At 71.4% G+C, this 21,783-nt stretch carries 16 protein-coding genes; 5 read left to right on the top strand and 11 right to left on the bottom strand.

Going from position 1 to position 21,783, the window contains the following annotated elements; genetic code table 11:
- Nucleotides 1–22: 22 nt before the first annotated feature.
- The 4 genes from ACIQMX_RS32505 to ACIQMX_RS32520 all read right to left on the bottom strand — a co-directional run bounded on the left by ACIQMX_RS32505 (nucleotide 23) and on the right by ACIQMX_RS32520 (nucleotide 6,070).
- A complete protein-coding gene (locus ACIQMX_RS32505) occupies nucleotides 23–1,924 on the bottom strand; it encodes an IucA/IucC family protein (protein ID WP_402483510.1) in 1,902 nt (633 codons plus the stop codon).
- A gap of 60 nt (nucleotides 1,925–1,984) precedes the next feature.
- Complete coding sequence (locus ACIQMX_RS32510; RefSeq protein WP_402483513.1) at nucleotides 1,985–2,692, bottom strand: GNAT family N-acetyltransferase; 708 nt, start codon at nucleotides 2,690–2,692, stop codon at nucleotides 1,985–1,987.
- Nucleotides 2,693–2,768: 76 nt separating this feature from the next.
- Complete coding sequence (locus tag ACIQMX_RS32515) at nucleotides 2,769–4,661, bottom strand: IucA/IucC family protein (RefSeq protein ID WP_402483516.1); 1,893 nt, start codon at nucleotides 4,659–4,661, stop codon at nucleotides 2,769–2,771.
- 29 nt (nucleotides 4,662–4,690) lie between these two features.
- Nucleotides 4,691–6,070 carry a diaminobutyrate--2-oxoglutarate transaminase family protein gene (locus ACIQMX_RS32520; RefSeq protein WP_363075788.1) on the bottom strand — a complete coding sequence of 460 codons (1,380 nt, stop codon included), beginning with the start codon at nucleotides 6,068–6,070 and terminating at the stop codon, nucleotides 4,691–4,693.
- A 362-nt stretch (nucleotides 6,071–6,432) separates the two neighbouring features.
- Here ACIQMX_RS32520 and ACIQMX_RS32525 point away from each other — a divergent pair, with 362 nt between their 5' ends.
- Both ACIQMX_RS32525 and ACIQMX_RS32530 read left to right on the top strand, forming a co-directional pair.
- A complete protein-coding gene (locus tag ACIQMX_RS32525) occupies nucleotides 6,433–7,662 on the top strand; it encodes a hypothetical protein (RefSeq protein ID WP_363075790.1) in 1,230 nt (409 codons plus the stop codon).
- Nucleotides 7,663–7,914: 252 nt separating this feature from the next.
- Nucleotides 7,915–9,084: a hypothetical protein gene (locus ACIQMX_RS32530; RefSeq protein WP_363075792.1), complete on the top strand. Its 1,170-nt coding sequence runs from the start codon at nucleotides 7,915–7,917 to the stop codon at nucleotides 9,082–9,084.
- A 70-nt stretch (nucleotides 9,085–9,154) separates the two neighbouring features.
- On the opposite strand, the gene hflX is transcribed toward ACIQMX_RS32530, so the two are convergent.
- From hflX to ACIQMX_RS32555, 5 genes are all read right to left on the bottom strand, one after another.
- Nucleotides 9,155–10,675, bottom strand: a complete 1,521-nt coding sequence (gene hflX, locus ACIQMX_RS32535) for a GTPase HflX (RefSeq protein WP_363075794.1) — start codon at nucleotides 10,673–10,675, stop codon at nucleotides 9,155–9,157.
- 135 nt (nucleotides 10,676–10,810) lie between these two features.
- The gene (locus ACIQMX_RS32540; protein WP_402483521.1) at nucleotides 10,811–12,274 is read right to left on the bottom strand and encodes a M1 family metallopeptidase; all 1,464 of its coding nucleotides are present in this window, start codon (nucleotides 12,272–12,274) and stop codon (nucleotides 10,811–10,813) included.
- Nucleotides 12,275–12,380: 106 nt separating this feature from the next.
- Nucleotides 12,381–14,552, bottom strand: a complete 2,172-nt coding sequence (locus ACIQMX_RS32545; protein WP_402483523.1) for a RelA/SpoT family protein — start codon at nucleotides 14,550–14,552, stop codon at nucleotides 12,381–12,383.
- Between the two features lie 289 nt (nucleotides 14,553–14,841).
- Nucleotides 14,842–15,729 (bottom strand): diaminopimelate epimerase, encoded by an 888-nt coding sequence (gene dapF / locus ACIQMX_RS32550; protein WP_402483525.1) that lies wholly within the window; start codon nucleotides 15,727–15,729, stop codon nucleotides 14,842–14,844.
- Nucleotides 15,730–15,804: 75 nt separating this feature from the next.
- Nucleotides 15,805–16,245 carry a hypothetical protein gene (locus ACIQMX_RS32555; RefSeq protein WP_363075879.1) on the bottom strand — a complete coding sequence of 147 codons (441 nt, stop codon included), beginning with the start codon at nucleotides 16,243–16,245 and terminating at the stop codon, nucleotides 15,805–15,807.
- A gap of 939 nt (nucleotides 16,246–17,184) precedes the next feature.
- On the opposite strand from ACIQMX_RS32555, the gene ACIQMX_RS32560 reads away from it, so the two are divergent.
- A complete protein-coding gene (locus ACIQMX_RS32560) occupies nucleotides 17,185–17,877 on the top strand; it encodes an SMI1/KNR4 family protein (protein ID WP_402483528.1) in 693 nt (230 codons plus the stop codon).
- A 406-nt stretch (nucleotides 17,878–18,283) separates the two neighbouring features.
- Here ACIQMX_RS32560 and ACIQMX_RS32565 read toward each other — a convergent pair whose 3' ends face one another.
- On the bottom strand, nucleotides 18,284–19,543 hold the full coding sequence (locus tag ACIQMX_RS32565) for an MFS transporter (protein WP_402483531.1): 1,260 nt from the start codon (nucleotides 19,541–19,543) through the stop codon (nucleotides 18,284–18,286).
- A gap of 85 nt (nucleotides 19,544–19,628) precedes the next feature.
- On the opposite strand from ACIQMX_RS32565, the gene ACIQMX_RS32570 reads away from it, so the two are divergent.
- Nucleotides 19,629–20,087: a helix-turn-helix domain-containing protein gene (locus ACIQMX_RS32570; protein ID WP_363075806.1), complete on the top strand. Its 459-nt coding sequence runs from the start codon at nucleotides 19,629–19,631 to the stop codon at nucleotides 20,085–20,087.
- Between the two features lie 237 nt (nucleotides 20,088–20,324).
- Here ACIQMX_RS32570 and miaA read toward each other — a convergent pair whose 3' ends face one another.
- On the bottom strand, nucleotides 20,325–21,263 hold the full coding sequence (gene miaA / locus ACIQMX_RS32575) for a tRNA (adenosine(37)-N6)-dimethylallyltransferase MiaA (RefSeq protein ID WP_402483535.1): 939 nt from the start codon (nucleotides 21,261–21,263) through the stop codon (nucleotides 20,325–20,327).
- Between the two features lie 241 nt (nucleotides 21,264–21,504).
- On the opposite strand from miaA, the gene ACIQMX_RS32580 reads away from it, so the two are divergent.
- Nucleotides 21,505–21,768 (top strand): antitoxin, encoded by a 264-nt coding sequence (locus tag ACIQMX_RS32580; protein WP_363075810.1) that lies wholly within the window; start codon nucleotides 21,505–21,507, stop codon nucleotides 21,766–21,768.
- Nucleotides 21,769–21,783: the final 15 nt, after the last annotated feature.

A 21,783-nucleotide genomic window follows, 5' to 3' on the forward strand; every position in this document is an offset into this window, starting at 1 on the left:
ACAACGACGGTCACTCCCGGACTCACGCGGAGGGATGCAGCGGGTTGGGGACCGTGCCGTGGACCGCCGCGTGCGGGCGCTCGGGCCGGTCGCGGTAGCCGTCCAGGTGCAGGCGGTTGCGGTTCAGACAGAGGCGTTCGATGCGTGGCGTCAGCATGTCGAACATCTCGAACCTCTCCTTCAGCTCGGGGAAGCGGGCCTGGTGGCGCAGGATCTCCGCCCGGACGAGTGACCAGAACACGCTCTCCGGAACCCCGAGCTGTTCCTCGCAGAGCGGGGACAGGAAGCGGAAGACGCCGGTGAAGAGGCCGGAGTGGATGAACTGGGTGAGGAAGGCGGGTTCCTCGGTGAGCAGGACGCGGCGCACGTCGGGCGGCATCGTGTCGTGCTCGGGCAGCGGCCGGGCGCTGACGTTCACGTCGTCGACGAAGTCCTTGATCGCCAGGCGCACCGGGACGTCCTGGTCGTCGAAGACGACGATGGCGTTCTCGCCGTGCGGGGAGAAGACGGTGCCGTAGCGGTACAGGAAGTGCAGCAGGGGCGGAAGCAGCGCGGCGAAGAGCCGGGTCAGCCAGGCGGTGGGGGTCAGACCGGAGCGGGCGACCAGCTCGGCGGTGAAGGCGCGGCCCCGCGGGTCGGTGTGGAGGAGCGAGGCGAGGGTGCGGGCCCGCTCGCCGGGCGCGAGGCGCGGCAGGAGCGGTTCGCGCCAGATCGCACCGAGGATCTCCTTGAACTGGTACGGAGTCTCGGGGAGGTGGTCGTAGAGCGGATGCTCGACGGTGACCGAGGCGACCTCGCCGAGGAGGATGACACCGCAGGTGTCGCGGAGGAACGGGTCGTGGTCGCGCAGCCCCTGCACCCAGCCGGTGACGGCGGGCGCGGCGAGGGTGCGTTCGGTCGGCAGGCCGCGCCAGACGAGGGTGTTGAGGATGGACAGCGGGAGCTTGACCGTGTGCCGGTCGGGCCGGTCCAGGTTGGCGAAGGTGCGGATCGACTGCTGCGGCAGCCGCAGGTCCGGGTCGGCGTGCAGCGGGACGATGTCACCGGCGGCGATGGCGGGGGCGAACAGGGGCACGATCCACTCGTCCCACTGCCAGGGGTGGACGGGCAGACAGTGGTAGCCGTCCGGGTCGAGACCGCGGCCGCGCAGGACTGCGGAGAAGGACTCGCGGACGGCGGGGTCCAGCTCCTGCGCGTAGAGCCGCCCGGGGTCGGCGAGTTCGCCCACACCGCGGTAGGCGGCGATCCGGGAGGAGACCGCGACCCAGGGCAGGGTGACCGGGGTGCGGGCCTCGGGGGTGAAGCGGGCCGCGTCCGTGGCGGAGAAGCCGAGCCGCCCCTTGTTGGCGACGATCCAGGGGTGGCCCGTCTGGTGGCCTTCGAGCTCGGCGTAGCCGAGGTCGGCCAGCTCGGCGGCGCTGAGTGCGCCGTGATCGAGGCGGGCGTCGGCGGTGAGCGTGGCGGTGAGCTCGCGCACGAGGTGGCCGAGGGTGGCACCGTCCAGATCGAGGAGCCGGCGGGCGCGGGCGAGGAACAGCAGCGGATCGCGGAAAGGGACACTGCCCGCGACCCGGTCCCGGCCCGGCGCCCCGGCCCCTGCCCCGTCGCCCGCCCCGGCGGCGGCGTCGGCCTCCGTCGCCTCGCTGCCCGCCTCCCGGATCGAGTCGGGGGCGACGCGCCAGCTGCCGTAGACCCCCCGCCGGGCGGTGAAGCTCAGGCTGCCGCCGTCGTCGAGGACGAGGGTGTACGTATCGCCGCCGGCGGATCGTGGGACGGGCCGGACCACCTCCTCGTAGGCGAATTCGCCGAGCATCTTGGCGAGCAGGCGAGCGGCGGCCCGGTCCCAGACCGCGCGGTTCAGTTCCGGGGTGCTGAGCAGCGCGGGCGAACGGACTGTGTCACGGCTCGCGGGATATTTCTGCACGGGGACTCCTCGGGTGGGAACCGACGGGGTTCGAGCGGCGGGGACAGGGCAGCGGATCGTTCACAGCCGGGCACGGTGGGCTCGGTCACGGACCATCAGCGCGGCCCGCTTCTCCGGGAGTTCGACCTCGGCGGAGTAGCGGAATCCGGCACTCAGGAAGGCGGAGACGGACGGGGTGTTGCGGACGTCGGGCTCGGCGACGACGCGTGTGCACCGTGGACGGTTGTCGAGTACGAGGTCGGCGACGGCCCGCAGCAGGGTGCTCCCGGTCCCGTGGCCACGCCGGTCCACCTCGCCGATGAGGAGGTGGATCCCGGTGTCGTGCGGCCGGACCGGGCAGTACCTGGCCAGCGGGTCGAGGTCGGCCCGGTAGATCTCCCAGTAGCTCATGGGGACGCCCGAGAGCACGCCCAGACAGGGAACGCTGCGTCCGTCACCGTCGAGTTGGGGCATCAGATGTCCGGCGGTGACGGTCTCGGGTCCGGCGAGTTCCCAGAAGGCCGCGACGGCGGGATCGTTCATCCAGCGGCTGATCACCGCGAGGTCCCGTTCCAGCCGCACGGGGACGAGCTGGAACACGCCGGCCGGCGTCGTGACGGGCTTCCACTGCCCCGGGCGGTCCAGCAGACCGGAGCCCTCCGGTCCGGCTCCGTCCTCGGGGAGCTCATCCCCGAGGAACGCGAGCAGTTCGTCGGTGAAGTGCAGGTCCAGCGTGTCCTCGGCGCCCGGGCCGGCCTGGGGCCCGGTGGGCGCATCAGCGGGAGGCACGGTGACGCTCTCCTCTCTCGACGGTTGGCGTCCGTCTCTCGATGGTCGGCGTCCCGGCGGGGACGGGCCGGCTTCCTCAGCCGCACAGGGGGTTGGCGATGGTGACGTAGACGGACTGGGTGTCCACGGGTCCGACCAGTTCGTCGAGGCCCCGGAGGCGCGTGAGCATGTTGGCCTTGCAGCGCAGGCGGGGGGTTTCCAGCAGGTGCCGGGGCAGCGGGGATCCCAGTGCGGCGGCCGCTGCCAGGAACCGCCGGAAGGCGGCGAGGAGCACCTGTTCGTCGGCGAGCTGCTGGGCGCCGAACGCGCCGATCAGTCCGAACACGTTGTTGATGCCCAGGTAGTAGGCGAAGCGTTCGTCGGTGACGGCGTCGGAGACGAAGGTGTCGCTCACCGCTCCGATGCCGGGGAGCCTGCGGTCGAGCGCGGCGCGGTGGGACTCACGGAAGTAGTAGCCCTGATTGTCGCGGTAGCGGCCCCCGACCGGCCAGCCCTCGGCGTCGAGCAGGACGAGGGTGTTCTGCTGGTGTGCTTCGAGGGCGACTCCGGCGTTGCCGTCGAGCCAGAGGACCGGCTGCACCACGCGGTCCAGGTAGCGCAGGAACCATTCGGCGGCGACGGCGGTCGTGGCCCTGCCCGTGGCGGCGGCGAGGCGGCGGACGATGTCGGCGAGGCGGGAGCGCATCTCCGGCCGGTCCGGCCAGGGGCGCGGGGCGGTGAGCCCGGCGATGCACACGGCGTCGTCGTACCGGTCGAACGGGTTGTGGCGCAGCATGACGTCGAGGCCGGGGACGGGTTCGCCCCCAGGGGTGTCGGCTGCCAGCCAGGCGGGGTCGCGGACGATGTCGAAGCCCGGGTGGAGGCTGTGCCACTGCCGGGCGAGCCCGGTGCGCAGCAGCCGGTGGACCTCCACGCCGCGGTGGAGTTCCTTGCGGAGGTTCTCCCGGCGGGAGTTGGTGATGCGTACGCCGAGGGACAGCTTCAGCATGAGGTCGACGCCGGGCCGCCCGACGGTACGTACCGAGGAGGTGGGGTGCCATCGCTCGCCGTACGGGCCGAGGTCGTGCAGCAGGCCGGCGTCGGCGAGGGCGGCTGCTTCGGGCCGCATCGCCAGTTCGCGGGCCTGCCAGGGGTGGAGCGGGATCGGCGTGGTGTGTGCGGGGATGCGCAGGCCCTCGGCGTGGCGGGCCACGAGTTCCGCGGCCGGGACCGGTCGGCCCTGGTCGGTCCAGGCCGAGTCGGTGGCCAGGACGGAGCGGTCGACGGCCATCCAGTGGAGCGGGAAGGAGCCGTGCGCCTCGGGTGAGTAGAGGCGGGACTCGGAGTCGGAGAGGCCTTCCCGGCTCTTGGGCGAGGGGTGGAGCGGATGGCCGAGAAGGAGGGACTGCTCCGCGGTGAGGAAGAGGTCCGCTTCGGCGGGTGCCGTGGGGTGGCGCCGTTGTTCGTCGATGAATCCGGCGGTCCGCCGTACCGAGTCGGCCACCCTGGCCACCATGTCCGCGCCCTCGTTGTGGTCGGCCTCCCTGCCCAGGAGTGCGGCGACGGTGACGGCGTCGGCGGCGGGCGCGCCCTCGGGGGCCTGTTCCAGGAGGGGCGGGCCGAAGCGGTGCCAGCCGGTGGCGGACCAGTGGCGGACGGGGACGAGCAGCGCGGTGCCGCTGGCGGGAAGCGGGATGCGGAGGGTCTCCCCCTCGGGGCGGGGCAGGTCGCATTCACGGACCCAGCAGCGCAGGAGGTTCTCGATGCCCGCCGCGTCGGCGGCGCGCAGCGGGTCCGGGTGGTCCAGGGGGTCCGTCGACGGTGCGTTGCGGGCGGCCGTCGTCCGGTGGCTCTGCCACTGACCGTGCGGCACCTCCTTCTGGCGCGGCACGGTCGACGTCTCGAGGGCGAGGTGGCCGGAGGTCCCGGCCTCTTCCCGGTGGTGGCTGGAGGGAGGGCCGTCGGCCTCGGGCGTGGGGGTGGGGTTCACGGCGGTCTTTCCTGTGATGGTTTCCGGGGTCAGCGGATCGACGCGGTCGTGGTCCGTCGATACGGTGAGCGTTCGGCGGCTGCCAGGGCGTCGGCGAGGCGGTCGACGACCGCTGTCGCCTGTTCGTCGGTGAGCGTGAGGGGCGGGAGCAGGCGTACGACGGTGGAGTGACGGCCGCCGAGCTCGACGATGAGCCCGCGGCGCAGACACTCCTGCTGGACGGCCGTGGCGAGCACCGGGTCCGGTGGTGCCTGGCCGCCCGTGCGCACCGGCGCGGCTTCGGGGTCGACGAGTTCCACGCCGATCATCAGGCCCCGTCCGCGGACGTCGCCGATGCAGGGGTGGCGGGAGGCCAGGGTCCGCAGGCTCGCGAGCATCCGGGCGCCGAGTTCGGCGGCCCGCTCGGCGAGCCGGTTCTCCCGCACGTACGCGAGGGTGGCGGCGCCGGCGGCCATGGCGAGCTGGTTGCCGCGGAAGGTGCCGGCGTGCGCGCCCGGCTGCCAGGTGTCGAGTTCGGAGCGGTAGACGATGACGGCGAGCGGCAGGGAGCCTCCGATGGCCTTGGACAGCACCATCACGTCGGGCACGATGCCGCTGTGCTCGACGGCCCAGAAGGCCCCGGTCCGGCCGACGCCGGTCTGGACCTCGTCGGCGATCAGGGGGATGGACCGGGCCGCGGTGATCTCGCGCATCCGGCGCGTCCAGGCATCGGGGGCGGGGTTGACGCCGCCTTCGCCCTGGACGGGTTCGAGGATCATGCCGGCCGGTGCGGGTGTTCCGCTCTTGGGGTCGTCCAGCACGCTCTCGGTCCACCGCGCGGCGAGTTCCGCACCGTGTTCGCCTCCGGCGCCGAAGGGGCAGCGGTAGTCCTGCGGGAACGGAAGCCGGGTCACCCGTACGTCCTCGGCGCCACCGGATGCCGCGAGCGCTCCCGCCGTCATGCCGTGGTACGCACCGGTGAAGGCGAGCAGACCGCTGCGGCCGGTGGCGGCACGGACCAGGGTGAACGCGGCCTCGACCGCGTCGGTGCCGGCCGGTCCGCAGAACTGGATGCGGGCGTTGTCGGCGAACTCCCTCGGCAGCGTGGCGAAAAGCTCCGTGGTGAAGGCGTCCTTGACCGGCGTGGCCAGATCGAGCACGTGCAGCGGCGCACCGGAGTCGAGGACCTTCTTGATCGCCTCCAGGACGACCGGGTGGTTGTGCCCGAGGGCCAGGGTCCCCGCTCCGGACAGGCAGTCGAGGTAGCGTCGCCCGTCCGCGCCCTCGATGGTGAGTCCCCGTGCCCGTACCGGCACGATCGGGAGTGAGCGCGCGTAGGTACGGGCGGCCGATTCACGCAGCGACTGACGGCGCAGGATGCCCTCGTGCGGCGCGAGTGGTGGTGCCGGAGCTGGTTCGGTCACGGCCACGGCTGTTGATCCTCCCGCTGTAACAGTTGCGTTGCACGTCAGCACGATTCCGCAAGGACGGACTGCGGGGGTGAACGCTGTCTCCGTGTCCCCCGTACGTACCAACGACGCCGGGCGCGGCGGATCACGGGTAAATCCGAAGATCCTTGCGGACCTCAACCAGGGCCCTGCCGCACGCCGTCCACAACCGCACCGGCATAGTGGGGGACCGTGCCGTGACTCCGGGACGATCTCCCGGCTGCTGCGGCCTGCCCGGTCAGGCGCCCGGGCCGCAGTCCGGCGGGGCCCGCCCGCGCGGGGTCGAGCAGTACCGAAGTGCCGTACAGAAGTGTTGAGTTACGAAGTCCCAGGGGGATCACGAGATGCGACTCATTCGACCAGGATTCACCGCACGCCGTGGGGGAAGCGCTCGCCGCGCTCCTTCCGCCGTGCTCGCGACGGCGGCGGTCACCGCCGTTCTCGCCCTCACCGCGACGGCCTGCGGGCCGGGCGAGGACGACGCGAGCACCGAGCCGAGCAGCAGTTCCGCGGGCCAGACGTCGGACAACAAGATCACCGTTCCGGACGATCTGAAGGACCGGCTCAAGGAACACGGGATCGACCTCGACCAGTGGAAGGGCGGCGACTGGAAGAACTGGGACAAGGACAAGTGGCTGCGTGAGGCCAAGGACTACATCAATCCCATCATCGAGGGCCTCTGGGACCCGGACCGCATGCGGGACGCCGACAAGGCCCCCGAGCAGCCGGTCGAGAACGACATCTCCGGCGACGCGGGCGTGACGGACCCGACGCCCGCCCCGGTCCGCGCCGTTGGTGCGCAGACGCCGTACCACGACAGCGCCGCCGAGTCCGGGAAGCTGTTCTTCGACGGCCCCGAGGGTTCGATGGTCTGCTCGGCGACCGTGGTGAAGGACCCCGCGCACCCGGGGAAGTCCAACATGGTGTGGACGGCGGGCCACTGTGTGCACGCGGGCAAGAAGGGCGGCTGGTACCGCAACATCGCCTTCGTGCCGTCGTACAACGACAGCGGGCTGTCGACCGATGAGCTCCGGAACAAGCCGCCCAAGGAGAAGGTCGCCCCGTACGGCGTGTGGTGGGGCTCGTGGGCACAGACCTCCGAGCAGTGGATCGACCAGGGCGCTTCGGTCGGAGGCCTGGGCGCACCGTACGACTTCGCCGTGCTGCACGTGACGCCGGAGAAGGGTTCCACGGGCAAGTCCCTGGAGGAGACGGTCGGTTCGGCGCTGCCGGTCGAGTTCAACGCTCCGGCGGTGCCCAAGATCGCCGCCATGACGGCCACCGGCTTCCCGGCAGCTCCCCCGTACGACGGCCAGAAGCTCTACCAGTGCCAGGACAAGCCGGGCCGGCTGTCGCTCACCGAGAACGACCCGACGATGTACCGCATCGGCTGCACGATGACCGGCGGTTCCTCCGGCGGCGGCTGGGTCGCGGCCGGCCAGGACGGCAAGCCTGCCCTGGTCTCCAACACCTCCATCGGCCCGGTGACGGCCGGCTGGCTCGCAGGTCCGCGCCTCGGCAAGGAAGCCAAGGGCGTCTACGACTCGGTCAGCAAGAAGTACGCGGGCCAGTAGGCGGATCGGAGCGCCGTCCGCCCGCGTGCGGATGACGCCCCGGCAGGGGCCTTCGGCGGGACATCTCGCACCGAAGGCCCCTGATCCGCCTCACGGCGCCACCCGGGGCCGGAGGCCGTGCGGCCCCGCAGCGGCAAGAGCCGCCTGCAGGGCCGTCATAGGGTGGTCCCCGCACATCACCGACAGCCGGTCAGTCCGGCGTGCAGCATGACACGCTCATGCCATTTTCGAAGTTTTCAGGGGGAATTTTCCATGCGATTCATACGTCCGCTGCTGAGCGCGACCGGCCTCGTCGCCGCCCTCGCGCTGACGGCGACGGCCTGCGGTCCGAGCGAGGACGCCGCCGCCGACAAGCCCGCGGCCACCACGTCCGCCGAAGGCCAGGACTCCGGCGGCATATCCGCCGATCTGGCCGACACCCTGAAGAAGCACGGGGTCGACCTGGACAAGTGGAAGGGCGGCGACTGGAAGAACTGGGACAAGGACAAGTGGCTGCACGAGGCCAAGGACTTCGTCAACCCGGTCATCGACGGGCTGTGGAAGCCCGACCGGATGAAGGCGGCGAAGGACCCGGCCAAGACGATGTCCGCGGGGGACCTCTCGGGTGACCAGGGTGTCAGCGACCCGGAGCCGAGGCCGGTCACGGCCGAGCGCGAGAAGACGCCGTACCACAACTACGCGGCTCCGGTCGGCAAGGTGTTCTTCGACTCCCCCGAGGGCTCCATGGTCTGCTCGGGCACCGTCGTCAAGGACCCGAAGAACCCGGGCAGGTCCAACCTGGTGTGGACGGCGGGCCACTGCGTCCACGCCGGCGCGAAGGGCGGCTGGTACCGCAACATCGTCTTCGTGCCCGCCTACAACGACAAGGGCAAGGACCCCGCTTCGCTGAAGAACGCGCAGCCGCAGGAGATCGCACCGTACGGCGCCTACTGGGCGGACTGGGCCAGCACCTCCGGCGAGTGGCTGGCCGACGGCGGGCCCACCGGCGGCGAGGGCGCCCCGTACGACTACGCGGTCCTGCACGTGAAGCCCGAGCAGGGCACCAAGTCCCTGGAGGAGACCGTGGGCAACGCGCTGCCGGTCGACTTCGACGCACCGGAGGTCGCCCAGATCAGCGCGATGGGAGCGTGGGGCTATCCCGCGGCCCCGCCGTACGACGGTCTGATCATGCACAAGTGCGTCGACCGTCCCGGCCGGCTCTCCATCAGCCCCGCCACCCCCACGATGTACCGCATCGGCTGCACGATGACCGGCGGTTCGTCCGGCGGCGGCTGGTTCCGCGAGACCTCCGACGGCAAACTCGCCCTGGTCTCCAACACGTCCATCGGACCGGTGACCGCCGGCTGGCTCGCCGGGCCTCACCTCGGTGAGGGCGCCCAGCAGATCTTCACGATGATGAGCGACAAGTTCGGAGCCCGGTAGCAACCCGCCCGGAAACGGACGGAGGGCCCGTACCCCATGGGGTACGGGCCCTCCGTCGTGCTTCCCGCGGTCAGTGCGCCGCGGGTACGAACGCTGCCAGGTCCGAAGCGAGCTCCGCGTGCACCCGTGCCTTGAGCAGGGTGCCCTCCGACGTGTGCTCCTCGGAGACCACCTCACCCTCGGCGTGCACCCGGGAGACGAGTCCGCCCTGGGTGTACGGCACGAGTGCCTCGATCTCGACCGAGGGCCTCGGCAGCTCGCTGTCGACGAGGGCGAGCAGCTCGTCGATACCGGCACCGGTCCGTGCCGACACGGCGATCGCATGCTTCTCGTTGCGCAGCAGCCGCTGGAGGACCAGCGGGTCGGCCGCATCCGCCTTGTTGACCACCACGATCTCCGGCACGTCGACCGCGCCCACTTCGCGGATCACCTCGCGCACCGCGGCGAGCTGCTCCTCCGGCACCGGGTGCGAGCCGTCCACCACGTGCAGGATGAGATCGGACTCGCCGACCTCCTCCATGGTGGAGCGGAACGCCTCGACCAGGTGGTGCGGCAGGTGCCGTACGAACCCGACGGTGTCGGCGAGGGTGTAGATCCGCCCGCTCGGTGTCTCGGCCCGGCGCACGGTGGGGTCGAGGGTGGCGAACAGTGCGTTCTCCACCAGCACACCCGCACCGGTCAGCCGGTTGAGCAGCGAGGACTTGCCCGCGTTGGTGTAGCCCGCGATGGCGACCGAGGGCACCTTGTTGCGCTTGCGTTCCTGGCGCTTGATCTCGCGGCCGGTCTTCATCTCCGCGATCTCCCGGCGCATCTTCGCCATCTTCTCGCGGATCCGTCGCCGGTCCGTCTCGATCTTGGTCTCACCGGGGCCACGGGTGGCCATACCGCCACCGCCGCTGGAACCGCCGCCGCCCATCTGACGGGAGAGCGACTGACCCCAGCCGCGCAGGCGCGGCAGCATGTACTGCATCTGTGCCAGCGAGACCTGCGCCTTGCCCTCACGGGACTTGGCGTGCTGGGCGAAGATGTCGAGGATCAGAGCGGTCCGGTCGACCACCTTGACCTTGACGACGTCTTCCAGGTGGATGAGCTGGCCGGGGCTGAGCTCACCGTCGCAGACGACGGTGTCGGCCCCGGTTTCGAGAACGATGTCGCGCAGTTCGAGCGCCTTGCCGGAACCGATGTAGGTGGCCGGGTCGGGCTTGTCGCGCCGCTGGAAGACCGCGTCGAGCACCTGGGCTCCGGCCGTCTCGGCCAGGGCCGCCAGCTCGGCGAGCGAGATCTCCGCATCGTGCACCGTGCCCGAGGTCCAGACGCCGACAAGCACCACGCGCTCCAGGCGCAGCTGCCGGTACTCGACCTCGGTGACGTCCTCGAGCTCGGTGGAGAGGCCCGCCACGCGCCGCAGGGCGGCGCGGTCGGAACGGTCCAGCTGGTCGCCGTCCCGTGCTCCGTCGATCTCGTGGCTCCAGGCGACGTCCTCTTCCATCAGGGCGTCGGCCCGAAGGCTTTCGGTGAGGCTCTCGGTGACGTTCTCCGTGGCACTCTGCGCGTCCTGCGCGTCCTGGGGAAGGGAAGAAGAGGAGGTCATTGGATCCTTACGTCGAGAGAGGAGTGGGATACATCAGTCACAACGCGTGACCTCCCGGGATGATTCCCGCTGGGGGATTTCTCCGGTGCGGCCGCTGCGGCGACTCGTCGATAGTGGCACGGCGGGCCCGGCTCGTCACGCGGGTTTACCGCTCCTCGCGGGTGTCGCGCTCGTCCAGTCCGGGTGCCCCGGCATGGGCGGGGTCTTCCTCCCGTACAGCCAGCCGTCGAAGAACGCGGTCAGGTCGCGTCCGGCCACCCGGGACGCCAGGGCGGTGAAGTCGTCCGTGGCGGCGTTGGAGTCGCGGTGCTTGCGCACCCAGAGCCGCTCCAGCCGGTCGAAGGCACCCTCACCGATCTCCTGGCGGAGCGCGTACAGCACCAGGGCGCTTCCGTCGTACACCACCGGCCGGAACAGGCTGATCTTCTCACCGGGTGCCGGCGGGGCGGGGCGGGCCGGTGGGCCGCCCGCGGCACGCCAGCCGTCCGAGCGGGTGTAGGCCTCGCGCATCCGGCGCTCCAGCGGCCTGTCGGCGTGCTCCTCGGCGTAGCGCGCCTCGTACCAGCTGGCATGTCCCTCGTTGAGCCACAGGTCGGACCAGGTCCGCGGGGAGACGCTGTCGCCGAACCACTGGTGGGCCAGCTCGTGGACCATGACCGAGTCGACGTACCACTCGGGGTAGCCGCCGTCGGTGAACAGACGGCGCTCGAAGAGGGAGAGGGTCTGGGTCTCCAGCTCGAAGCCGGTCTCGGTGTCGGCGACCAGCACGCCGTAGTTCTCGAACGGGTAGCGGCCGACCTGCTTTTCCATCCACTCCAGCTGGCCGGGCGTCTTCCTCAGCCAGGGCTCCAGCTTCTCCCGGTCGGCCGCAGGCACGACATCACGCACGGGCAGCCCGTGCGGGCCGGTGCGTTCGACGACGGCGGACCGGCCGATGCTGACCTGGGCCAGTTCGGTGGCCATGGGGTGACCGGTGCGGTAGGTCCAGGTGGTGCGGCCGCCGTGCCGGACCTGCCCGGTCCGCTCCCCGTTGGCCACCACGGTGAGCTCCTTGGGGGCGGTGACGCGGAAGGTGAAGTACGCCTTGTCCGCGGGGTGGTCGTTGCCCGGGAAGACCCGGTGTCCGGCGTCGGCCTGGTTGGCCATCGCGAGCCCGTCGGCGGTCCGCACCCAGCCGCCGCTGTCCCGGTCGCCCGAGGGATCACTGGTGTGACGGACGGTGATGCGCAGCGGGACTCCGGCCGGGAGGCGGCCGGGCGCCTCGATGACCAGGTCCTCGTCCACGGTCGCGAAGTCCGCGCGCAGCCCGTTGATGTCGACGGAGCGTACGGTTCCGCGGGTGAAGTCGAGGTTGATGCGGTCCAGCGGCTCGGTCGTCCGCGCGTCGATCGTGGTGACGGCGTCGAGGGGTTCGCTGTTGCGCCCCCGGTAGCTGAGGCCGATGTCGTAGGCGAGTACGTCGTATCCGGGGTTGCCGAGATGCGGGAAGAGCGGGTCCCCGATGCCGAGGGGCAACGGTGCGGGCAGGGTGGCGGCGACGAGGGTGGCCGATGCGGTGGCCAGCAGGGCGGCCCGCAGACGGCGGGAGAGGAACGGCATGGACTACGGCTACCAGCGCCGCACCCGCCATACAGGGACGGCGCGCACCGCGCCACCCGAACGAGATGCGCCATGGCGGAGGTGGGCGGGCGGGCCGGGCGGCCGGTCAGACCGCGGCGGCCGGGTGCTGGGCGCGGCTCACGTCGTACACCCCCGGCACGTCACGCATGGCGCGCATCAGCGCGGGCAGTCCCGCGGCGTCGGGGAGCTGCAGGGTGTAGGTGTGGCGTACGCGCTGTTCGCTGGGGGGTTCGACGGTGGCCGAGACGACCGCCGCGTCCGCCCCGGCGATCGCCTCCGTGAGGTCGGCCAGGAGCCGGGGCCGTCCGAAGGACTCCGCGACCAGGGTCACCCGGCATTCGGCCGCGTCGCCCCAGTTCACGACGACGGGCACCCGGCCGACGGCCTCCATCCTGGTCACGACCGGACACTCCAGCCGGTGCACCGTGACGGCGCCGCCGCGCACCGTGAAGCCGGTGACCTCGTCGGGAGGCACGGGGGTGCAGCAGCCCGCGAGACGCACGGTGGTGTCGGGCCGCTCGACCACGGCGCTCACGGTGCGGCCCGCCGTTCCGGTGGATCCGGACCACGCGGACCGGGCGGCCCGGTCCGGCTGCGGCCCCGGCCCGGTGGCGTCGGCCGGACTGCCGGCGACGGTCTCCGCGTCCTGGGGGTGGGTGTCGAGCCAGCCAGTGATGGCGATGCGGGCGACGGGCGTCCGGACGTGGTCCAGCCAGTCGGGCGAGGGCCCGGACGCGGCGTCCTCGGCGAGGAGCGGCTGGACCGTGTCCCCGTCGCCGAGCACGGTGCTGAGGGTGGCCAGCCGGCCGTTCACCCGGGCTCCGATGCAGCTGTGGGCGGCGTCGCCGTACTGCGCGTAGGCGGCGTCCACGCAGCTGGCGCCCGCGGGCAGCCCGAGCGTGCCGCCGTCGGTGCGGAAGACGGTGATCTCACGGTCCTGGGCGAGGTCGGCACGCAGGGTGGTCCAGAACGTGTCGGGATCGGGCGCGGACTGCTGCCACTGGAGCAGCCGGGAGAGCCAGCCGGGACGGGTCGGGTCGGCCCGTTCGCCGTCGGCGGGTTCGGCGGCGTGTGCCGTGCCGTCCGCGGGTTCGGCGCTCGTTGCCGTGCCGTCCGCGGCGTACGGATTGCCGAGCGCGATGACGCCGGCCTCGGCGACCTTGTGCATGCGGTGGGTGCGGATGAGGACTTCGGCGACCTCGCCCTCGGGGCCCACCACCGCGGTGTGGAGCGACTGGTACAGGTTGAACTTGGGTGAGGCGATGAAGTCCTTGAACTCGGAGATCACCGGGGTGAAACAGGTGTGGAGCTCACCGAGGACGGCGTAGCAGTCGGCGTCCTCGCCGACGAGCACCAGCAGGCGCCCGAAGTCGCTGCCGCGCAGTTCACCGCGTTTGATCCGGACGCGGTGCACGGAGACGAAGTGGCGTGGCCTGACGGCTACTTCGGCGGTGATGCCGGCCTCCCGCAGCACCGAGGCCACGTTGTCCGCGAGGGCGGTGAGCGGGTCGGCCGTGGCCGTCGCGGCGGTCGCGGCGGAGATCACGGCATGGGTGTGCGCGTACTCCTCGGGATGGAGAATGGCGAAGACGAGGTCCTCCAGCTCGGTCTTGAGCGCCTGGACACCGAGTCGTTCCGCGAGAGGGATCAGGACGTCACGGGTGACGTGGGCGATCCTGGCCTGCTTCTCGGGGCGCATCACGCCGAGGGTGCGCATGTTGTGCAGCCGGTCGGCGAGCTTGATCGACATCACGCGGACGTCGTCGCCGGTGGCGACGAGCATCTTGCGGAAGGTCTCCGGCTCGGCGGCGGCACCGTAGTCGACCTTCTCCAGCTTGGTCACACCGTCGACGAGGTAGCAGACCTCCTCGCCGAACTGCTCCCGCACCTGGTCGAGGGTCACCTCGGTGTCCTCGACGGTGTCGTGGAGGAGCGAGGCGGTCAGGGTGGTGGTCTCGGCGCCGAGCTCGGCGAGGATGAGCGTGACCGCGAGCGGGTGCGTGATGTACGGCTCGCCGCTCTTGCGCATCTGTCCGCGGTGCGAGCTCTCCGCGAGGACGTAGGCGCGGTGCAGGACGGAGAGGTCGGCGTCGGGATGGTGGGCCCGGTGCGTCTCGGCGACATGGGCGAGGGCGTCCGGCAGCCGGTCCCGGGAGACCGGGCCGAGCAGGGCGACCCGGCCGAGCCTGCGGAGATCGATCCGGGGACGGCCCCGCCTGCGGATGGGAGCACCTGGGTTGGTGGCCTCTGCGCTCATGGGGCACCTCCGGCAACGTCGACCGGCGGTGGGGAGGCGCGGTCGCGCCTCCGGGCCGGTGCTTGATGCTACCGACCCCACCACGCGGCGGAGTCCGGCTCTCGCCCAGCGTGAAACGGATCACCCATTCGAGCGAAGCTCTGTCCGCTCAGCGTTTCGATCTTTGCCGGCTCAGCGCCTCACACGATGTGGGTGCGACGTTTCGCTCCTTGCCGGCTCGGTGCTTCGCGCCCGGTGGGTTCATCGCTTCCGCGCGCTCTCCGTCCACCGCGTCGAGCGCCCGGTGCGTTCAACGCTTCGCGCGCTCTCCGTCCACCGTGTCGAGCCAGGCCGGATCGATGACGCCCTCGGCGACGATCACGGCGGCTCCGGTCATCTCGATCTCACCGTCCGGGTGCTCGGTGATCACCAGGGTGCCGCCGGGCAGATCGACGGTGTACGTGACCGGGACGCCGGTCTCCGCCGGGTCCGCCGCGTCCCGGCGGGCCGCGGCGACGGCCACGGCGCAGGCGCCGGTGCCGCAGGAGCGGGTCTCCCCCGAGCCTCGCTCGTGGACCCGCATCGCTACGTGCCGGGGCCCGCGGTCCACCACGAATTCGATGTTGACCCCGTCGGGATAGACGGCGGCGGGCGCGAAGGACGGCTCGCGGAACAGGTCGCCGGCGTGCGCCAGGTCGTCGACGAACGCGATGGCGTGCGGGTTGCCCATGTTCACGTTGCGGGTGCCCCAGCTGCGGCCGTCGACGGTGACGGTGACGCCGTCGCCGGGAAGCAGGGCGCGGCCCATCGAGACGGTGACGTCGCCGTTCTTGGCGAGGTGCACCTTCTTCACTCCGCCGCGGGTGGCCACCGCGAGGTCGCCCTCCACCACCGCGCCGACGTGCTGCAGGTAGCGGGCGAAGACCCGCACGCCGTTGCCGCACATCTCCGCGACCGAGCCGTCCGCGTTGCGGTAGTCCATGAACCACTCGGCCTCGTCCGCCATGGCCTGCGCCTCGGGGTGGGCGGCGGACCGCACGACGTGCAGCAGGCCGTCGCCGCCGATACCGGCGCGCCGGTCGCAGAGCACGGCGACGAGGGACGCGGGCAGGTCGATGGCGTTGTCGGGGTCGGGAACGATCACGAAGTCGTTCTCGGTGCCGTGGCCCTTGAGGAAGGCGATCTGCGAGATGGTCACAGGACAACTGTACGAGTCCGCACCGACAGCGCGGCGAACCGGCCCGCCGGGCGGCAGAGGCGCCGAGCCGCTCTCTCAGCCCCGCAGCCGGGCGACGCGCCAGACGGCCAGCGCGACCAGGACGGCGCACACCGCCACGTACAGCGCGATCACCCGCCAGTCGGCCCGCTCCCCGGAACCCCGGGACGGCAGGCCCGGCCAGGTGTGCCCGACGCGGCGGGCGGCCATCATGCCCCAGCCCGCGGCGCAGCAGCTGATCAGCAGCCCCAGCATGGCGACCACCGGCCCGCCGTCGCCCACCTCGAACGCGAGCGGGAAGGCGAACATCAGCGATCCCAGCGCGGCCAGCATGACGATCGGCGCGAGCTGCCAGATGCGCATCCGGCGGGCCGGACGCAGCTCCACCTCGACCTCGGGGGTCACGGCGAGCTCATCGGGCCCGTCGGGGCTCAGACGTCCTGCTTCGTGCCGCGTGTCCGGTGCGTCCTGCTCGGTGTCGCGAGGGCCGGCCTCCATCGCCACGCGCCCTCCCAACTCGGACTCCACTGATCGATCGATGCTCGATGATGGCACGCCGCAGGTCGCCGAAATGACGGGCAGGGCTTCCCGATGCCATCACGTGATCAGGCTGTTATAGCCCCGCTTTGGGGTTTATGCAGGTCAGGCGCCTGCTGCTGGCCGGCGAGTCAGCAAGGGCTCAGCAATAGCCCCAGGTCAGCGCCCGATTGACGGGTTGCGGCCGCCCCGAAGAAGAATCGTCTGAATCGCGTCGAACAAGCTTGCGCGGGGTGTGGGGAGCCCTTTCAGAACCTGCGAATGCCGGCCGCCATCGGGCTGCCCCGCGCCGCCGCGCGATCCGGTTCCGCAACACCCGTGACAAGCAGGCCGAGGAGTCCGGCTTCCCCACCCAGGACGCCGCCCCATCGGCGGTCTCACCGAGCTCCGCACGGCCCGCAACGCCATCCCCAGAAGCCTCGCCGAACAGCGGACGACCCTCGGCACGGAACGCCTGACGGAAACGAGGCATGCGGCCCACCTCGCAACCGCCGCCGCCCACGAAGGCGCCCGGCACATTCCCCACCGTGACTGCGACCGCTCGTGGCTGTGGTGGTGATCCGCTCCGCCGACGCCTTCGGGCGCCTGAGGGAATGCGGTGGTCCTGACTTCTCAGCGGAAGCAGCCGGCTCGGGCACGGCCGCAGCAAGGAGCCTTCGGCCGGGACAGCGCGGAACCGTCGGCAACTGGCTTGCGGGTCCCTGCCCCGGGCAGGCTGTCCGCCGCGACCCGGACAGCCCCGAAGCGACCTGGGCACGCCCGGTGTCAGAGGCGGGCAGCTGACAGCGGGCAGCGGACACGTAATCGCTGAAGGCGGTCGGGCAGGAGTCGCGCTGAGCTTGCCCTGTGACGCCCCGCCGTCGAACGGGTGGTGTCAGTGCCCCGCCGTAAGGTGCGGGCATGAACGAGGTCTTCGACATGCACACCCGGCTGTCCGCAGCACTGCACGACCGTGCGGAGGCCTGGCGATTCGTCGCCGACTTCGCGGCCTACTGGCAGCAGCCGCTGCGGCCGGGGGACGGTTGGAGCGTGGCGGAGGTGGAGGCGGCCGAGCGGAGGCTGGGCCTGGTCCTGCCCGCGGCACTTCGCGAGGCATACCTGCTGCTCGGGCGGCGGACCGACCTCATCAGCAATCACGACACCCTGCTCGGGCCCGACGAGTTGCACGTGGTCGACGGTGCGCTGGTGTACCGGGTGGAGAATCAGGGTGCCGCCACCTGGGGTGTCCTGCTGGAGGACCTGGACCATGACGATCCCGGCACCGTGATGCGCTCGGATCTCGCCGACAAGTCCCAGGAGCGATGGGAAGCCTGGGAGTCGAGTCTGACGGTGGCCTGCATCGATATGGTCATGTCCGAAGCGGTGCTGTTCGGGGCCGGGTTCACCGACTTCCTGGAGGGTGACGCCGAGGAGGCCGGTTTGGTGGGGCGGTTTCGCGAGCTGCCGACCGTGGGACGCGACGTCCGGTGGTTCGCCGACGCCGATGTCCTGATACGTGAGCTGGACGGCTTCTGCCTGAACGTGCGGGCCCGGACGGGCAAGGCCCTCGACCAGCTGCGCAACTCGGTGCCCGGAGACTGGCTGGAAGGCTGATCACTCGGACAGCATCGGGGATGGGTGGCCTGCGTAGCCCGCGCGGGGTCTCGGGGCACGAGTCGGCCTTCGCGTGAAGACGTGACTCGCTTCCTTCGATCAGTCGGCGGGCCAAGGCGGGTCGCTCTTCCTTGAGCCACAGCAATGAGGTCGTGCCCCGCCGTGCCCCGTTGTACCCGGGGGGCGACGACGCGGCGTCCTTGGCACTTTTGACCGCGCACGGCCATGTGATCGCGATCCCTGGCCGTGCTCTTCAGGGGCAATTGGCTGCATGGAGGACGTCGCGCGGTTCGGGCAGGGTCTCACGGCGGACATCTGGCAGGTGCTCGGTGAGTGCGTGGCGCGGGGCGTCGCGTCGCGGCCCGGAGTTGACGGAGTGTGTCCGGCCGCCGGGTTCGATGCTCGTTCAGGAGGACTGCTGTGACGAGCTGTTCGACGACGGGGGTACCGAGGCCTGCGGGGCGACGGACGCGTTCCAGGAGAGCGGGCGGCGCGCGGATCCGTTCGGGCCGCTGCGGGACAGTCGTCGGTCGGCCGCCCAGACGGCCAGTGCACAGGCGGCGAACCCGGCGCCCAGGAGGCTGGAACCCGTCCAGCCATGAGCGGCGTAGACGGCGGTGGTAGTGGCCGCGCCGAGGGCGGAGCCGAGTGAGTAGAACACCATGTACGCGCCGATGACGCTGCTGATGCGGTCCGGGTGAGCCGTCGTGAGCAGGTGCTGATTGCTCACGTGAACCGCCTGGACCGCGAAGTCGAGCAGCACGATTCCGACGATGGGCATCCACAGCGACCACGGCAGTTGAGCAATGGCCGCCCACGCGAGGATGAGCAGGGCGAGTGCGAGGCCGGTGACCGGCGCAGCCCGCCCCGCGTCCGCCCATCGGCCGGCCCGCGCCGCGCCGAGTGCGCCGGCGAGGCCGACGAAGCCGAACAGGCCGATCTGGCTCTCACCCAGTTGCCAGGGTGCGTCCGTCAGCGGCAGGGACAGCCCGCTCCACAGGGTCCCGAACGACGCGAACAGGAAGAAGGCGATGAGCCCGCGGCTCAGGAACAGGCGCTGCCCGAACAGTCCGCCGAGCGAGGAGACGGCCCGCCCGTTTCCCGTGGGCCTGCTGCGGCGCTCTTCCGGCGGCAGTACGAGCAGGACGAGAGCCGCGAGCGCGAGCGACAGTACGGCGAGCACGGCGTAGACGCTGCGCCAGCCCCATGCCTCGGCAAGGGCGCCCGAGACGGCCCGCGCACCCAGGATGCCGACCACGACGCCCGCGGTCACCACGCCGATGTTGCGTCCGCGTTCGGCGGGCACGGAGACGGACGCGGCGTAGGCGACCGCGGTCTGCACCACGACCGCGAACATTCCGGCCGCCGCGATGCCGGAGAACGCCACCCAGGAGGCTGACGCCGACGCCGTCAGGGTCATGCCCGCCGCTGTCATCACGAGGTGCGCGGCGATGAGCCGGCGCCGGTCGACCACATCGCCGAGGGGCACCAGGAGAACCAGCCCCGCCAGATAGCCGAACTGGCCGGCCGCGACGATCCAGCCGGTGAGTCCCGGCGGTACTCCGAGATCGTGGCCCATCGGTTCCAGGACCGGCTGCGCGGCATAGATGCTCGCCACAGCGACCCCACACACCATCGCGAGCACCAAACGCCGCCATGCGGTCATCAGAGCAGATCCAATCAGTAGCAAAATGCAACTGATTTGAAGGTACGGCAAGATGGTTTCAATTCGCAACTCCTTGGGAGGCGTCATGCCACGGACCACCACGCGTTCGCCGAACCCCGAGTGGACCGACCCCACCTGTCCCGTCGCCCGCACCCTCGACCTCGTCGGCGACAAATGGAGCCTGCTCGTCATCCGCGACGCAATGGACGGGGCACGCTCGTTCACCGAGTTCCAGCGGCGCACCGACATCGCCCGCAACATCCTCAGCGACCGGCTCCGCAAGCTCGTCGCCCACGGGCTCCTCGTCCAGCGCACCGCTGCGTCGGGCCGCCGCCAGGAGTACGTCCTCACCGACGTCGGCCGCGACCTCTTCCCCGCCATCCTCACGCTCAGGCAATGGGGAGAACGGAACGCGTTCGCTCCCGACGAGACCCACTCCACCCTGGTCGATCAGCACGGCGCACAGATTCCGGAGATCATGCCGACCGGAGCGGACGGCGCCCTCGTCGACGCCGACAGCTCCCACGTCCGCAGAACCCCATAGGCCCCCACAAGGGACACGAGCGCCGCCACCGCCCTCGGGGGTCACGGTCACCGGCGGCCGGACGGCGCCGCCGACCGGGCCGCTCATGGCACCGGCCTGCCCGGGCCGCCGTGACTGGTCCGGCGCCGGACCCACTGCGGCGTCGTCGCCGCTTCCAGCCTTCACCGCCGGGTTCCGACCCGCGTCGTGGCTCAACCACGGAACCGGCCGGCACCCCCGGCCGGGACGAACCCGCGATCAGGCGGTAACCGCTCGTTCGACCAACGCCAGCGCCTCGCCCGGGAGTTCCCTGCGGTGTTCCACGGCACCGTTCAGCCACTGGACGCGCGGGTCGCGGCGGAACCAGGAGTCCTGGCGGCGCGCGAAGCGTTTGGTGGCGCGCACGGTCTCGGTCCGCGCCTCGTCCTCCGTGCAGTCGCCGGCCAGGGCGGTGAGCACCTGTTGGTAGCCGAGCGCACGGGAGGCGGTGCGGCCCTCGCGCAGCCCGCGCGCCTCCAGGTCGCGCACCTCGTCCACGAGCCCGGCCTCCCACATCCTGTCGACGCGCACGGCGATGCGCTCGTCGAGTTCGGGGCGCGCCACGTCGACCCCGATCTGGACGGCGTCGTACACCGCGTCGTCGCCGGGAAGGTTGGCGGTGAACGGCTTGCCGGTGATCTCGATGACCTCCAGGGCCCGCACGATGCGCCGGCCGTTGCTCGGCAGGATGGCGCGGCCCGCCTCCGGGTCGGCAGCGGCCAGCCGCGCATGCAGGGCTCCCGAGCCACGCTCGGCCAGCTCCGCCTCCAGGGCGGCGCGGACGGCGGGGTCCGTACCGGGGAACTCCAGGGCGTCGATCGCGCCCTTCACGTACAGGCCCGAACCGCCGACCAGGACGGGTGTGCGGCCCTCGGCGAGCAGCCGGTCGATCTCCGCGCGGGCCAGTCGCTGGTACTCCGCGACGCTGGCGGTCTCGGTGACGTCCCAGATGTCCAGCAGCCGGTGGGGCACGGAGCCGCGCTCGGCGGGGGTCAGCTTGGCGGTGCCGATGTCCATCCCCCGGTAGAGCTGCATGGAGTCGGCATTGACCACTTCGCCCCCGAGCTGCTGAGCGAGGAACACCCCCAGGTCGGACTTTCCGGCTGCGGTGGGACCGACGACGGCGATGACCCGCGGTGCGGGAGCTGAACTTCTCACCGCCACAGTCTCGCAAACCTCGGGGCCGTTCCCGAATGGGCGAGGAAGAGACCGCGGGGTGTGCGCGTCGTCACGCACCGCCGAGTAAAATGGTGTCTCCATATGGGTGGTTTCTCATGGTTCCGCCGTTTGTCTTCCCAGCGCCGCCGATACCGCGGCCGGGAGAGTACGGGGCGGCGCGGCGGGTATCGGGACCGGAGAGAGCACGCGCACGCAGGCCCCCGAGCAGAGAAGGTGTCCGATGGGCTTCATGGACAATTTGAAGGCGAAGCTGAGCCCGGCGAAGGACAAGGTGAGCGACCTCGCGCAGCAGCACGGGGACAAGATCGACCAGGGGCTCGACAAGGCCGCGCGCACGGTGGACGCGAAGACCAAGGGCAAGTACAGCGACAAGATCGTGTCCGGTACGCAGAAGGCCAAGGGAGCGGTCGACAAGCTGGCCCAGAAGGACGGGGGCGGAACGCCGCCCGCTCCGGGCAGCACCCCGCCGCCTCCGGCTTCCTGACACCGGACCGGCAGG

This window comes from Streptomyces sp. NPDC091416, from assembly GCF_044756845.1.
Classification (GTDB): domain Bacteria; phylum Actinomycetota; class Actinomycetes; order Streptomycetales; family Streptomycetaceae; genus Streptomyces.